The organism is Opitutaceae bacterium, assembly GCA_015075305.1.
Taxonomy (GTDB): domain Bacteria; phylum Verrucomicrobiota; class Verrucomicrobiia; order Opitutales; family Opitutaceae; genus UBA6669.
This window is the reverse complement of record JABTUS010000011.1, coordinates 38,725-53,003: the sequence shown is the minus strand read 5'-3', so window position 1 is coordinate 53,003 and position 14,279 is coordinate 38,725. Positions and strand designations below refer to the sequence as shown.

Sequence of the window (14,279 nt, the reverse complement as noted above, 5' to 3'; positions counted from 1 at the left end):
GCTGCCATTCTGACTGGGGGGTTTGTCCGGGTTCGCACGGCGAACAATGGAGCGGGGAGGGAAACCGGGGAGCCCGCCCATGGAGGGGTGCCGGCTTCGCATTCGTTGTGGTGGAGCTGGACTGCTCCTGAAACCATGAAAGTCGCCTTCGACACCGCTGGCAGTCTCCTGGATACGGCCCTTGCGGTTTACACCGGAAGTCGGGTGGACAGTCTGGTGGAGGTGGTGTCGAACGACAACATCGGAGGCCAGATGACGAGTCTGGTGGAGTTCACGGCAACCCAGGGCACGACCTACCACATTGTGGTCGATGGAAAAGTCGGCCAGGAGGGCATGGTTCTGCTCAACCTTCGCGCGCCGCCGGGCAATGACGATTTTGCCTCGGCTCAGGAATTGTCCGGGTTGAGCTTTCGAACGACCCAAAGCAACATTGGAGCGACGCTTCAGACAGGCGAGCCACGGATAGACAACATGGTTGGAGGGCGGTCGGTGTGGTTTCGATGGAACGCACCTCAGGATGGCCCGTTTACGGCATCGGTGCACAGTGATGCGGTTGACACGCTTCTTGGCGTTTACCAAGGGAGTGCCATTGCGGCGTTGAAGCTGGTGGCCGAGAATGACGATGCCCTTGGTCTGCTTCCTGACCCAACGGTGACGTTTCAAGCCAAGGCTGGCGAAACGTATTTCTTCTCGGTCGACAGTCTGACGGATGGCGGCAGGTTTGATTTGTGGTTGGTGGATTCCGAGTGGCAGGAACTGTCGATAGGGGAGGTGAATGCGCCACCTGCGGCAGGTGCCGATGGAACGATCTACTTCTCAAGCGCACTTGGCTATCTGGAGGCTATGAGCCCGTCGGGAGAGGGGCGGTGGACAAAGTTTCTCTCATCCTACGGCACGTATTCCAGCCCTGCGGTGAACTCGGAAGGCACCATCGTCATCGGCGATGAGGCGGGAACACTGACTGCACTTTCGCCTGCAGGGGCAATTCTTTGGGAACGGGACCTGGGCGATGCCATGCATGCTTCGGTGGCTCTCTCCTTGGATGGCACCGTTTACGCGAAAGCTGAGGCCGGTGATCTGCATGCCATAAGCAAACAGGGTGACGTCAAAGGGAAGTATCCGATCACCGGCGAGTCCTATTCCTCCCCTGGCATGAGTGGGGATGGCACGATCTACATTGGCTCCACGGATCACAAACTTTACGCGCTGACTCCGGACATGACCGTCCGATGGACCTTTGATGCGGGAGATGAAATCTATGCGTCACCCACCATTGATCAGCAAGGCAACGTGTACGTGGGCGCGTTGAATGGGGATTTCTTTGCGGTGGATCGGAATGGGGTCAAAAAGTGGATCTACCGCGCGGGCTCGGGATTGTCCTCATCCGCCGCGATCGGGGTGGATGGCACGCTGTATTTCGGCACCTACGATGGCAAACTGCATGCCGTCAGTCGTGATGGCGTGTTGCGATGGGCGGCACAGGTGGGGGCCGAGATACGGACCTCTTCGCCTGCCGTGGACAGCGCGGGCGTGATCTACATCGGAACGCTCGACGGAAAGCTTGTGGCGGTGAATGCGGATGGATCGATCAAGCGCACCTACCACTTTGGAGGACCGGTTCGGTCGTCACCGCTGCTGCACAATGGCATGCTCTACATCGGGTGGTGGTCAGGCCGAGAAGACGCTCATTGTGGGATTTGTCGTTGAAGGCGGAGCCAAGACGCTGCTTGCGCGCGCGGTGGGTCCGTCGCTCGCCAATTATGGTGTGCAGGCGTTCCTTCCGGATCCTGCGATCGAACTGTTGAAGGATAAGCAGATTGTTGGGCGGAACGACAATTGGCGCGCCCAGGATGCGTCCGTTTTCAATTCGATAGGTGCGTTTTCCCTTGATGCCGGATCGAAGGACTCCGCCCTGCTGACACCTGTACTGCCGGGCGCGTACACGGCCCAGGTGAAGGCGGAGGCGTCGGGCGTCGCGCTGGTTGAGCTCTATGACATGGATGGACCGATTGCCACCGGTGGACCGCGGCTGATCAATGTGTCCGCACGTGCGGATGTCGGCACGGGAGGAGACCTCCTTATCGCCGGCTTCGTGATTTCAGGCGGCGGGACAAAACGGGTGCTCATTCGCGCAGTCGGTCCCCAGCTCTCCGAGTTTGGAGTGGGAGGCGTCTTGAACGACCCCCAGCTCGAACTCTATCGCGGGACGACATCCATTGCATCCAATGACAACTGGTCCACGGATGATGGCAGGGCTCGCGGGGCTTTTCCGCTCAAGGAGGGAGGCAAGGACGCCGTCTTGATCGTCAACCTTGAGCCGGGCAGCTACACTGCAAACGTCTCCGGAGTCGGCGGCACGACCGGGGTTGCCCTGGTCGAAGTGTACGAGTGGTAGGCGGCTGCAACCGCGCCCTATTTGATCATCGACAGTTTCTCGATGAAGGGCGCCGGTCCACCCGGCTCATAACCGAGGTCGGCGAGGCGTTTTCCATCGGCGGAGAAAACGATCACTGTCGGAAAACCGTTCACGCGAAACCGCTTCGCGAGTGCCTGGTTTTGCGCGACAAGATCTTCGGGTTGCTGGGTGCTCTTGGGAAAATCAACCTTGAGCAGCACGAAGCGTTCGGGCGCGAAGCGGGCGAATTGGGGTGTTGAGAGGACCTCAGCCTCGAGTCGCTTGCACCAAACGCACCAGTCGGAGCCAGTGAAAAACATGAAAACCTTGCGGTCCGTTTCCTTGGCCAGGTTGATTGCCTCGGGAAAACTTTCCGTCCATCGCAACTCCGGCGGTGAAGCGGGAATGCCCTGTGGGGGTTGCGGCTTGACCGCCGGTGCTGCGGACCTGCCTACGCCGCGGATGGACACCACGACACCTTTTTCGAGGCGGATCTCCTGATCGCTGTACTTCAGGATCTGAACCGAGCCTGAATTCAATTTGCCGGAGGGGGCGCCTTTTTCGCTGATGACCGAGTCGTAGGAATCCCCGCGCTCAACCGCAGCCAGCGGAGCGGCTGCAATCAGGCCGGCGAAAAGAAGCGGTGGGATGAGGTTGCTCATGCCAAAGTATCGGAGCGATTTCGTTCAAGCTTCAGCCAAATGTGCCGACGTGCGCTTGATCCGGGCCACCTGCACGCCCAGAGACCGCAGGGAGCGACCCTCTGGATTCTAGTCCTGAATCGACCAGTTGTTCGTCGGCTCGGTGGGAATTTCCGGATGGGACTGAACCCAGTCCACGATGAGATCGCGGATCTCCGTGCTCGAGCGCTGGAGCACCGGGGCGTCGCTGAACATCGTGTAACCGCCGCCGCCGTTGAGGCGATAGTTGTTGATTGCGACTCGAAAGTGGCGCGAGGGATCGAGGGGTTCGCCATTGAACTTCAGATCGACAATGCGATCGCCGGGAGTACGGCGCAGATCGATGATGTAGCTGACACCCTCCGCCAGATCAAAGTTGTAGCCTGGAATCGATGGATCGATGAGTTGCGCCGCTGATTTGCCGGCGTCATGGGGACGGAAATAGCGCGCCGAATGTTCGAGAGCTTCCTTGATCTGGGCGCCGGTGAGATCGATCGTCACCAGGGTGTTGTCATAAACATACAGGCCGGCGATGTCCCTAACGGTCACCGGGCCCTTGGGGAGGCGGGCGTTAAGAGTGAAGCTGGAGGCGAATGACACATCCGCTTTCCCGGCATCGAGCTGCACTCTCTGGATCAGGTCCATGATGGCGGTGTCCCGAAGCCGCGATTCAGCCGAAGAAAGAGCCTTGGTGCTGTGTCCGATGGGTCGTGAAAGCCAGGCTTGAGTTTCCTCATGGTAGGGCTTTGCGAGCGAGAGGACCTCGGGATCGGGCCTGGTGGCGGCCTCCACCGGAATACAGGTGGAGGATTTCGCCACAATCCGCCAGGCTGAAGCGCCATCGCTGCGCTCGAGATACACATCGGCGCGGCTCAGGTGGTCGCCCCAGCGCCCGGCCTGCGTGAGCAAGGCGGTGCCGACTGCGAGGCTGGGGACCGTGCGGTGGGTGTGTCCCATGAAGAGAACGTCGATACCGCGCACGGAACGGACGATTTTCAACGCCGCGTTCTCGTTGGGAACCTGGCTGGAGGAAATGATGCCCGTCGCGAGATTCTCCTCGAGCCCCATGTGCATCGCGAGGACCACGACATCGACTTTCTCCCTGGTCTTCAGCTCCGAGATGCCGCGCCGCGCCGCATCGACCGGATCGGTGAAACGAAGGCCGGCGTAGTTTCCCTTGTCCTCCCAATACGGAATCCCGGGGGTTGTCAGCCCGAGCACTCCCACGCGGACGCCGCGGACGGTCTTGACGACATAGGCGTCGAATGCGGGCGTGGCGTCAGCGGTGTGTTCGGTGTTCGCCGAGAGCCACGGAAATTGCGCTTCGCGACGCGCCTTCTGAAGAACCGCGAGTCCGAAATTGTACTCGTGATTGCCGACGACCATCGCGTCATAACCGAGTGCATTCATCACCAGCATCATGGGATCCGGCGGAGTGTTGTTGATGCGGTTGTGATGATAGACCAGCGGAGTGCCCTGGATCGTGTCGCCGCAGTCCACAAGCACGATTTCACCCTCAGCGGCGCGCACCTTTCTGATGAGCGTGGCGACCTTTGCGAGACCCACGTTGGAGGGTGAGTTTGTAGCGTAGTCGATGGGCAGAATGTGACCGTGCAGGTCGGTCGTTGAAAGCAGCGTGACCTGCGTTCGCTCAGGTGCCGCCGCTGAAAAATTCGCCAAAATTAGAAAAATCAATGAGAGCGCGTAACGGCTGTCGGCGAGTCTTTGCATGCGGAATGGGTGAGCGTTGAAAAGCGAAGCCTGCAAGCTTCGGAAATCAAGGACCTTGCGAGGAAAACATTTCGACAGCGTGGATGCCGGTTGTCACGAGTCATGGCGATGGAACAAAGTGGGGGCTTGCGCCCGAGGGAAAGAGTGGGGGAAACCCCGATAGGCAGGGCGCGCGACCGGGTTCATGGTATTGGGCATGGTCACAATGGCATCGACTATTGCGCGAAAGGATTCCATGGACGCGGAGCCCCTGCTCATCGTGTGCTGCGGGTGCAAGCGCCTGCGGGTGGGGCCGATGGAGTTTGTCGAAATGGATCCGTACGAACTGTGGCAGAAGCGCAACTCCATCTCGCACACGCTGTGTCCCGAATGCGCAAACCACCACTACGGCTTCAGCCGAAAGCAGTACGCGAGCATCGCCTGCCGGAGCGGCTGAGCTGCGATTTCGACTCCGGTAAGAGTCCGCTCTTTCACTACGCCGACGGACGCCACACCACAGCTTGGGAGCGCTGCTGCCGATAGATGGAGGGACTGTTGCCGACATAGTGCTTGAAGTTACGGCTGAAAAGGGCGAGTGAGCCAAATCCCGACGCGGACGCGATTTCCGTCAGAGTTTTTTCCGAGTTGATCAGAAGAGTCTTCGCCATTTCCAGGCGTACGGTGCGCAGGTAGTCAAAGACAGTCTGGCCGGTCACGCGTCGAAACACCCGCGCGAGGTGCTCCTCACTCTTTCTCACCGACCACGCCACCTCTCCCAAGGTCAGCTCTCGTGCGTGATTGCGGATCAGGTACTCCTTTGCCTGAACCACCACCGCTCCCGCCCCTGATCCCATCGCCGACGCATGGGGAGCGGAGATCGGCTCATGCAGCCGGCGAGCCACGTGCACAACCAGATTGGTGCACAAGGCCCGCACGCGGTGACGGATCCCGGGTCCGTGGTGTTCAGTCTCATGCCGGATCGCACGGAGAATCTCCTGGATCGCGGCTGTCTGCGCACCGCGGAGGTAGCGGATTTGCCGGAAATGATGCTGGACGAAGGCCGTCAGATCCGCCTCGGGATCACCAAGCCCTTCCGTCGGCACCGGCCTTGCGCCCTTCGCTGGAAGCGGAGGCAAGGAAAAGAGGATCTTCAGCGCATGCAACTGGGCCGCGCCTCCCTGTCCCGCCCGGTATCGCTGGACACACCGCCGCGGCACGACCAGGACATCCCCTGCTTCGACCGCGAATTCACCCTCCCCCTCAATCACGAGCCTGCATCGCGCCTTCAGGTAGAACACGATCTTGTGCTCCACGTTGCTCAGGTTGATTTCACTTCCCGTGGGGATGACAAAGCCCACCTCCGACACGGAAGCGTAGGGAGCGCCCAACCGTTCGACCGAGTGAAAAGTCATCGCCATGAAAGGATCAATTTCAGACAAACATTATCAGAGGCAACTATAGACGGTGCTCGAACGAAGATTTATTGTTGGGAAACGAACCTGGGCTCATCCCGCATCATGCCAGGTCAATCTTAGGCAAGCATCTCCACTTTCATCCTCACGTTACTCCCATGAATGTCACGTCTTTCCCTCCCGCGATCAGGTCCATCCTCGCGTCTGTGCTCCACTGCCTCCCTGTGCGCGCCATGGTTGTTTCCGGACTTGGCCTCTGGGTTCACCTTTGCGTGGCCCAGACCAAAACGGCCGGCCGCACTGCCACACCTGCCGCGAGTGAACCCGCCATTGAACTCTCTCCCTTTGTTGTGGGTGCCAGCGCCGATGTCGGTTACCAGGCCACGGAATCGCTCGCGGGCACCGGTCTAAAGACCAAGCTGACCGACATCGGCGCGTCGGTCTCGGTGATCAACTCCAAGTTTCTCGAAGACACCGGTTCAACCAACCTGCGCGATCTGCTGGTCTACCAGACCAATATGGAAACCACTGGATTCGGTGGCAATCTCTCTGGAGCGGAGCCAGCTCCCGGAGGAGTGGCGGGGGAACCCAGTCTGAGCGCCGGTTCGCCTGGCACGCGCGTCCGCGGCCTGGCGGAAGCAACTCTGGCCAGGAATTTTTTCCGGAGCTTCATTCCGATGGACAGCTATAATACGGAGCGCGTGGAGATCAACCGCGGAGCCAATGCCCTGCTCTTCGGAGTGGGCAGCCCGGCCGGAATCATCAATACCACCACGCTCGGTGCCGATCTGCACAAGCAGGCGGGCAGCGTCGAGGTCTCCGGCAACAATCACGGCGGCTACCGCAGTGTGCTCAAGTACAATCATGTGATATTGCCAAATGAACTGGCGATCCGCGTTGGTGCCGTGCATGCGCGTGAGAAGTTTCAGCAGAAGTTCGCCTTCACTGACACCGACCGACAGTATGTCGCTGGTGCCTGGGATGTCCGCCGGCTGCGCAATCGAGGCCTCCTCTCATCCACCACGCTTCGCGCCTCCTACGAACAGGGCGAGATTGAATCGAATCGTCCTCGTACGCTGACTCCGTCGGATCGCCTCTCCTCGTGGTTCTCATCGACGCTGCCCGATGATCTGGAGGCGCTGGGAGCCCGGGAAAAAGTCTCGTATGACCCCACCCGCGGTCCATTCAACGTCTTCAATCTCGCCAATCGGAACGCCAGTATCGGCGTCATTGAAAACGTCAACCGTTCACCCACGCTCTTTTTTCAGGACGTCAATTCCGTCTCGCCCAGGGACAATGTACCGGTCAACGGCGCAGGCCAGTCGGTCATTGGACGTCCAATGGTCTCGAATAATGTGTTTTATCCCTCGACCGGGCTGACCGGGATCGCAGTCGCCGCCTATTCGCGGGAGATGAGCCGTCTCCGATCCGACTACGGCCTCCCGGACGGAGCGTTCTACACGTCAGAGAACCTGAGAGACCCGACTATCTTCGATTTTTTCAACAACACCTTGATTGGTCCCAATTCCGAAGGACTCGCCAATCTCAAGGCGCTCGATCTTTCGCTGGAACAACTGGTATGGGATCGCAAGGCTGGTTTCGAGGTCGCATTCAGTCGTCAGGCTTGGGATGAAGGTCTGCAGAGCCTGATGCCGCAGTCGGCGCCCTACATTTCTATCGACGTCAACACGCGTATGTGGACGGGGGAGGCCAACCCCAATTACGGTCGGCCCTTCGTCTCGACTGCCGGCCGCGCGACCTACAATGATGTCGAGGCTGAAACGACTCGCGCCAAGGCCTTTTTCGAGATCGATCTCAGGGGGCGGCAACGTCGTTGGCTCGGCTGGCTGCTCGGCCGGCACATTGTCTCGAGTCTGGTGCAGAAGGAGACACTGACTACCGAAAATCGCGGTGGGGGATCCACCCACTACACGCCGGACTTCTGGACCAATGGCAACAACCAGTCGCGCGGCGCCGGCCAGAGCAAACAGATCGTCACCTGGGTTTACCTTGGTCCGTCGCTTGCCGGTGCCAGCAGTCCAAGCGGAGCCGGGCTGTCCGGTCTCCAGAAGAACCTGCTGAATTTCCAGGACACTCTGACCAGTCAGAACGTCATCATCCAGCGTGTTCCCGCGCCCTCGGCGGCGGTGGCTGGCCAGGCCCAATACCAGCCGACCCATGGCCCGCTGACCATCCTGCGTGAAAACCGCGAGGTCACGAACACAGCCGGCTATGCCAACCTCAACCAACGCACGCTTGATTCGCAGGCGATCTCAATGCAGAGCTACCTGCTCGGTGAGCTCGTCGTGGGAACGGCGGGCTGGCGCAAGGAGAAGTCCTCGATTCTCGGCGCCAATGCGCCGTTTGCCCCGGGTGGCGAAGGCTATGTGCTGGTTGACAGCCCCAATTATTCATTGAAGAACCCGGACTTGGTTCCCCAGAAATTTCAGCAGACGCTCTTTGCCTGGAGCGCGGTTGGAAAGACGCCCGAGCGCTGGATACGGCGCATACCAGTCCTTTCGGCCCTCAACCTCTACTACGGAGAGTCCGAGAACTTCAGTCCTCCTGAGACGCGCACCTTCGATGCCTTCCGCAACGAGATTCCTCCCCCGCGCGGGTTGACGGAGGAGGGCGGGATCTATCTCGAAGCCTTCGACGGTCGCATTGCCCTGCGTATCAACTCGTTCAAGACCACCCAGACCGGCAGCTTCAACACCGTGGTCAGCGCCATTCCTGCCACGATCGTGAGCCTCCACAACACCGTCTTCAACATGGTACGGTCCGGACTGGTTTCCAATGGCGGCAATGGTTTTCCCAGCGGCTATGTCCCGCCTCCGGATGAATTGCTCCGCACCTTCTCCGTTCAGGTTCAACCCAGCGGATTCATCTCATCGACGAATCCCGGGGTGCGTGACACCAGTGACTTCGTCACCGAGGGCAAGGAGATCGAACTCTCCTTCCGGCCCACCCGCGGCCTCTCCTTCGTTCTCAATGTCGCCCAGCAGCAATCCGTCCGCAGCAATACCGGCCGGGCGGTCCGTCGTCTCCTGTTCGATACGCCGACTTCCACGGGCGATTCGCTGGCCGCAGAATGGTTGAAGCCTTGGGCTCGCCAGATCCCGCTCAATGCCGGCGCTCTTGGCAAGGAGGGCTCGAACGACATCAATCTGCTGGGCAACAATTTTCTGATCAATGCGCTCAATCGCTACAATGTCGCCGCCTCCGGGGACGGAGCACCGGTGCAGGAGCTGCGTGAGTGGCGCGTGAATTTTGTCGGGAACTACCAGTTTCAAACCGGGCGCTTGAAGGGGTGGGGCGTCGGTGCTGGCGTTCGCTGGCAGGACAGGGCCGCCATCGGATTTCCCGTGGCCACGTTCGAATCCGACATGAGCCCGTCGGACGGCATCCCCGAGCTCAGCGATCTTCGCATATCCGATGTGCACCATCCCTATTTCGGCCCCACGGAAACGCGCTACGATGCGTGGTTGTCTTATGGCACCAGGATCTTCCGGAACCGCGTTCCGCTCAAGCTCCAGCTCAATGTGCGAAATCTGTTCACCCATGACCAGCTGGTTCCGGCGGTGGCCAATCCCGACGGCACCATTCCGGTATGGTCCATCGCCGAAGGCCGGAAGATTACGCTTTCCGCAAAGTTCTCATTCTGATTGTGGCCCATGTTCCATGCGATGAGGCTTCGTTTCTTCCTGCATTGTCTGTTGGCACCTGTCTGGATCGCGCTGGCCGCTATGGAGGGCCTTGCAGCGTCGGCTTCTGCGGCACGTTTCGAGCGTGCCGGTGTCGTGCGCCTCGCGACGACCACGGAGGGGGCGGCGATCGACCTCGCCTTGGTCGATCTCGCCGCTGATCTGGAACGCGTGCTCGGCACCCGCGGCGTGCGGACGCCTGCCGCGCAGGCCGACGTGGTCGTGAGTGTCGATCCCCGCCTCGGAGGCGCCGAGGCCTGGCACATCGAGATTTCACCCGAACGCGTGGTCATTTCGGGAGGAGACCTACTCGGGGCCGTGCACGGCATCTATGCCTTCAGCGAACGCGCCCTTGGTGTGGATCCCTTGTGGTTTTGGAAAGGCATGCCTTCAGAGGGGCGGGAACGGATCGCACTGGCGGCGCAGACCTGGATGTCCCCGGCCGCGAAGTTCCGGTACCGGGGCTGGTTCATCAACGACGAGGACCTCCTGACCGAGTTCGGCACCAGCGGCGGACCGCGGCACATCGACTATCCGTTCTATTCGCGGGTGATCGACTATGCGATCGCCGACCGGATTTTCGAATGTCTGCTGCGCCTGGGTGGCAACCTCATCATCCCGGCCTCGTTCGTCAACATCCTCAACCCTCCGGAGGCTGAACTGGTACGGCGCGCGGCTGACCGCGGGCTTTATGTGTCGCAGCATCACGTCGAGCCAATGGGCGTAAGCCACTTTGGGTTCGAGAATTTCTGGCGCGAGCGGGGGCAGGAAAAGAAATTCAGTTACTCGACGGATCCAGAGGCGGTGCGCACAGTCTGGCGCGCGCACGCGAAACGCTGGCGCGAGATTGCCGGCGATCGCGTCATCTGGCAGCTCGGCATGCGCGGCCGCGGAGACCGGCCGATCTGGATCGACGACAAGAACATCCGGCCCGAGACCGGTGGTGAATTTATCTCGCGTGCCATGGCCGACCAGGCGGCGATTGTCCGCGAGGTCGATCCGCGGGACCGGCCTCCGATGACGGCAACCTTGTTCCTGGAGGGTGCCGAGCTCATGGCGAGCGGGGCGCTCCGTTTTCCGGACGGCCTGACCGTCGTGTTCGCCGATCATGGCCCCACTCAGGAGTTGCAGCGTGATTTCGAGACCGCCCCGAGGCTGCCCGATTACACTTACGGAGTATATTACCACGTGGCGTTTTGGCGGCAAGGCCCGCATCTTGTGCAAGGCGTCGCGCCGTCGCGCATCGTGCGCACGCTTCGGCAGCTCGAAGAGCGTGGCGACACCGCCTATGCGATCGTGAATGTCTCGAACATTCGCGAGCACGCGCTCGGCGCTCACGTTTTCATCCGTGCGGCCCTGCATAGCACGGAACGGCCGCTCGCCGAAACGCTGGTGGAGTTCGCCCCCGCCGCAACCCTGCCGTTCATGAACGCATTCCACGCCGCGCTGCCGAAACGGGCCGATGGGGTGTGGATCCAGGACGGCGATTGCGTGGAGATTGCGGAGAGTTTCCTGCGCGCATCGAGCCGGGAGGCCGCGCTGCAGGCGATGGAGCGCCTTGTTCCGGCGGAACAGCTGGAGGCGGCCGCCAGGGCGCTCGACGCCGTCGGACAGGCGGGTGATCTCTCCGTCCTGTCGGCTCGCTGGCGCGGCTGGACGCGCGACTACTACCTCACGCAGGCCGCCTATCTCGCGGAGCTTTACCGCATGTCGGCCGCGCTGCGTCGCAACGACGTGCCCGGCGCGATTCGCCATCTCGAAAGTTCCCTCGCCGTGCGGGCCCCGCTCGCCACGGGTCCGTGGGAGGGCTGGTATGTCGGAGACCGCAAGGCCAACTGGCCCGGCATCTTCCAACGTCTCCGCCAGCTCGATGCGTCCCCGCCTTGATTTTATGAGCATACCTTCAATCCGTCTCCTCCTCGCGACCGGAGCTATCGCCGCCGGGGCGATCGTGCTTTCCGCCCAGGAAGTCCTTCCGACGACTGGCATCTCCCTCTCCGTCCTGGGAAAGATTGCCCCTCGTTCGGCTGCCGCAATCCATGATTCTCCGTGGTCGATCGGTGCAGAGACCATGGATCGCGACTTCACCGTCTATGACAACTTCAAGCGTTTTCTCGGGCCACTTGGAGCGAAGGGCGTTCGCCTGCAGGCTGGCTGGGCCAAGTGCGAGAAGGCCAAGGGTGTCTACTCCTGGGCATGGCTCGATGCGATCGTCGATGACGCCACCGCGCAGGGGGTGAAACCGTGGCTGGAGTTCAGCTACGGCAATCCGGTTTATCCGGGCGGAGGTGACACTGGACTGGGCGGCGGGTTTCCGTCTTCTCCTGAGGCACTGGCCGCTTGGGACGCCTGGGTGCGCGTCTTGGTGCTCCGCTATCGGGACCGGGTGGACCAGTGGGAGGTGTGGAATGAACCGGACCTCAACAGCAAAGGCACAGCGACCGCGGAAGCCTACGTCGACCTCTATATCCGCACCGCTACGATCGTCCGCCAGTTGCAGCCTTCCGGAAAGATTTGGGCTCTCGCACTGGCCCACGTCACCACCTATGCGGACCAATTTCTGGCGGGCATGAAGGCCAAGGGTAGGCTGGGGCTGGTTGATGCCATCACATTTCACGGCTACCCGCGCAATCCAGATGACATGAGAACACTCGACCAACTTCATGCCGTGGTCGTCAAATACGGACGCCCGATCGAACTGCGTCAGGGTGAGACCGGAGCTCCTTCCCGCTACCAGGACAACTTCGCCCTGCGTCAGATTTCCTTCACCGAAACCACCCAGGCCAAGTGGGACCTGCGCCGGCTGCTCGCATATCGCGCCCGCGATGTTCCCATGAATCTTTTCACGCTGTGTGACATGCACTACACGCAGGAGAGCAACCAAGGCGGGGCCGACGGTGTGCTTCGCATGAACCACAAGGGTCTGCTCGCCACGCGGCTGGATCAAACGGTCGACCATGTGAAGCCAGCCTACAGCGCGGTTCAGGGTGTATTCACAATATTCGATTCCACCGTGGAGAGGATCTCTGCCTATCCGTACACGGCGTCGGCACTCCGTGGCATCAGTCTGACCGGCTACCGCGACAAGAAATCGGGAGACCAGGTGGCGGCGTTCTGGTTCAACGATGCCCCTCCGGCAGATGGCAATGGGGTGGATCAGATGCAGCTTAGCCTGCCGTCCGGGCATTTCACTGAGCCAGTGTTGGTGGACCTTCGCACCAGCACCGTCTACGCGCTCGCGAAAAACCAGTGGACCGTGGACGCGACGGGAATTCATCTCCGCAACGTGCCAGTCTATGACTCGCCGCTGCTGCTGGCTGAGCGATCGCTCGTCCCGGTGCAACCCCTTCCACGTTGAGGGCGATCGACCTCGGCTGCCTCTGCCACCCATGATCCTGGCCGATTTCCTGCCTGCCCGACGCGACCGGTCGTGGGACTACGCCCTTCAGGCCGGGGTGTCGCATGCCATCGTGCGATGCCATCCCCGGGACACCGATCTGCCTCCTCCTTACGAAATCGACACGCTGCGAAAGATTCAGCGAAATTTTGCCGATGCAGGGATCACTGTCTGCGGACTCGAGGGGGACGAGTTTGACATGCAACGCATCAAGCTCGGACGGCCGGGTCGGGACGAGGACCTTGAACGGTACCAGCGGATGCTGCATCATCTGGGGGAACTCGGCATTCCCCTGCTCTGCTATAATTTCATGGCAAGCATCGGGTGGTGCCGCACGCACACCCAGGTGCCAATCCGGGGCGGCGCCCTCACCAACCGTTTTCAACTGTCCGCCCTCCCATCGCAACCCGTGGAGGAGGCCGATCGCATATCAACGGAGCAACTGTGGACAAACTACATCGTCTTCTTGAATGCCGTGCTGCCCGCCGCGGAACGAGCCGGCGTGCGGCTCGGCCTGCATCCGGACGATCCTCCATTGTCACCGCTGCGAGGCGTGGCCCGCATCTTCAGCACCGTGGCGGATTTTGATCGGGCACTGGCATTGAGCAGTTCCCCCAGCCATGCTGTGACCTTTTGCCAGGCGAACTTTCGCCTGATGGGTGCCGACCTTGCCGCGACGGCGCGGCGCTGGGCTCCACGACTGGCGTTTCTACACTTTCGTGATGTCGAAGGAACGGCAACGGATTTCACCGAGACCTTTCATGATGCCGGGCCCACGGACATGCCGGCCCTGCTGCGTCACTACCACGAGATCGGCTTTCGCGGCCCCATCCGGGTAGACCATGTGCCCTCGCTCGCGGGAGAGGCCGGGTTACCGCATGGATATGCGCACCTGGGCCGTCTCTTCGCCCTCGGCTACATGAAGGGCATTCTCGACTCCTTCCACATTCCCTACAGCTGAAATCCCGTGACCAAATCCGA

Annotated in this window: 10 protein-coding genes; 7 read left to right on the top strand and 3 right to left on the bottom strand. The window is 60.9% G+C overall.

The window, feature by feature from the left end; all coding sequences use genetic code 11:
* Positions 1 to 135 precede the first annotated feature (135 nt).
* Positions 136 to 1,707, top strand: a complete 1,572-nt coding sequence (locus tag HS122_18760; protein ID MBE7540435.1) for a PQQ-like beta-propeller repeat protein — start codon at positions 136 to 138, stop codon at positions 1,705 to 1,707.
* Positions 1,643 to 2,395, top strand: coding sequence for a hypothetical protein (locus HS122_18755; GenBank protein ID MBE7540434.1), 753 nt, complete (start codon positions 1,643 to 1,645; stop codon positions 2,393 to 2,395). The genes HS122_18760 and HS122_18755 overlap by 65 nt, the downstream gene beginning before the upstream one ends.
* Positions 2,396 to 2,412: 17 nt before the next feature.
* On the opposite strand, the gene HS122_18750 is transcribed toward HS122_18755, so the two are convergent.
* Both HS122_18750 and HS122_18745 read right to left on the bottom strand, forming a co-directional pair.
* Positions 2,413 to 3,057, bottom strand: coding sequence for a thioredoxin family protein (locus tag HS122_18750; protein MBE7540433.1), 645 nt, complete (start codon positions 3,055 to 3,057; stop codon positions 2,413 to 2,415).
* A 108-nt stretch (positions 3,058 to 3,165) separates the two neighbouring features.
* A complete protein-coding gene (locus tag HS122_18745) occupies positions 3,166 to 4,806 on the bottom strand; it encodes a bifunctional metallophosphatase/5'-nucleotidase (protein MBE7540432.1) in 1,641 nt (546 codons plus the stop codon).
* A gap of 235 nt (positions 4,807 to 5,041) precedes the next feature.
* Here HS122_18745 and HS122_18740 point away from each other — a divergent pair, with 235 nt between their 5' ends.
* Positions 5,042 to 5,242 (top strand): hypothetical protein, encoded by a 201-nt coding sequence (locus tag HS122_18740; protein MBE7540431.1) that lies wholly within the window; start codon positions 5,042 to 5,044, stop codon positions 5,240 to 5,242.
* A gap of 37 nt (positions 5,243 to 5,279) precedes the next feature.
* On the opposite strand, the gene HS122_18735 is transcribed toward HS122_18740, so the two are convergent.
* Positions 5,280 to 6,197: a helix-turn-helix domain-containing protein gene (locus HS122_18735; GenBank protein MBE7540430.1), complete on the bottom strand. Its 918-nt coding sequence runs from the start codon at positions 6,195 to 6,197 to the stop codon at positions 5,280 to 5,282.
* Between the two features lie 158 nt (positions 6,198 to 6,355).
* Between HS122_18735 and HS122_18730 the strand changes: the two genes are divergently transcribed.
* Genes HS122_18730 through HS122_18715 form a run of 4 tightly spaced genes read left to right on the top strand, consistent with a single transcriptional unit; the run spans position 6,356 to position 14,259 of the window.
* Complete coding sequence (locus HS122_18730) at positions 6,356 to 9,862, top strand: TonB-dependent receptor plug domain-containing protein (protein ID MBE7540429.1); 3,507 nt, start codon at positions 6,356 to 6,358, stop codon at positions 9,860 to 9,862.
* A 51-nt stretch (positions 9,863 to 9,913) separates the two neighbouring features.
* Entirely contained in the window at positions 9,914 to 11,788 is a 1,875-nt protein-coding gene (locus HS122_18725) for a glycosyl hydrolase 115 family protein (GenBank protein MBE7540428.1), read from the top strand.
* Between the two features lie 4 nt (positions 11,789 to 11,792).
* A complete protein-coding gene (locus HS122_18720) occupies positions 11,793 to 13,259 on the top strand; it encodes a hypothetical protein (GenBank protein MBE7540427.1) in 1,467 nt (488 codons plus the stop codon).
* 31 nt (positions 13,260 to 13,290) lie between these two features.
* On the top strand, positions 13,291 to 14,259 hold the full coding sequence (locus HS122_18715) for a mannonate dehydratase (GenBank protein ID MBE7540426.1): 969 nt from the start codon (positions 13,291 to 13,293) through the stop codon (positions 14,257 to 14,259).
* Positions 14,260 to 14,279 lie beyond the last annotated feature (20 nt).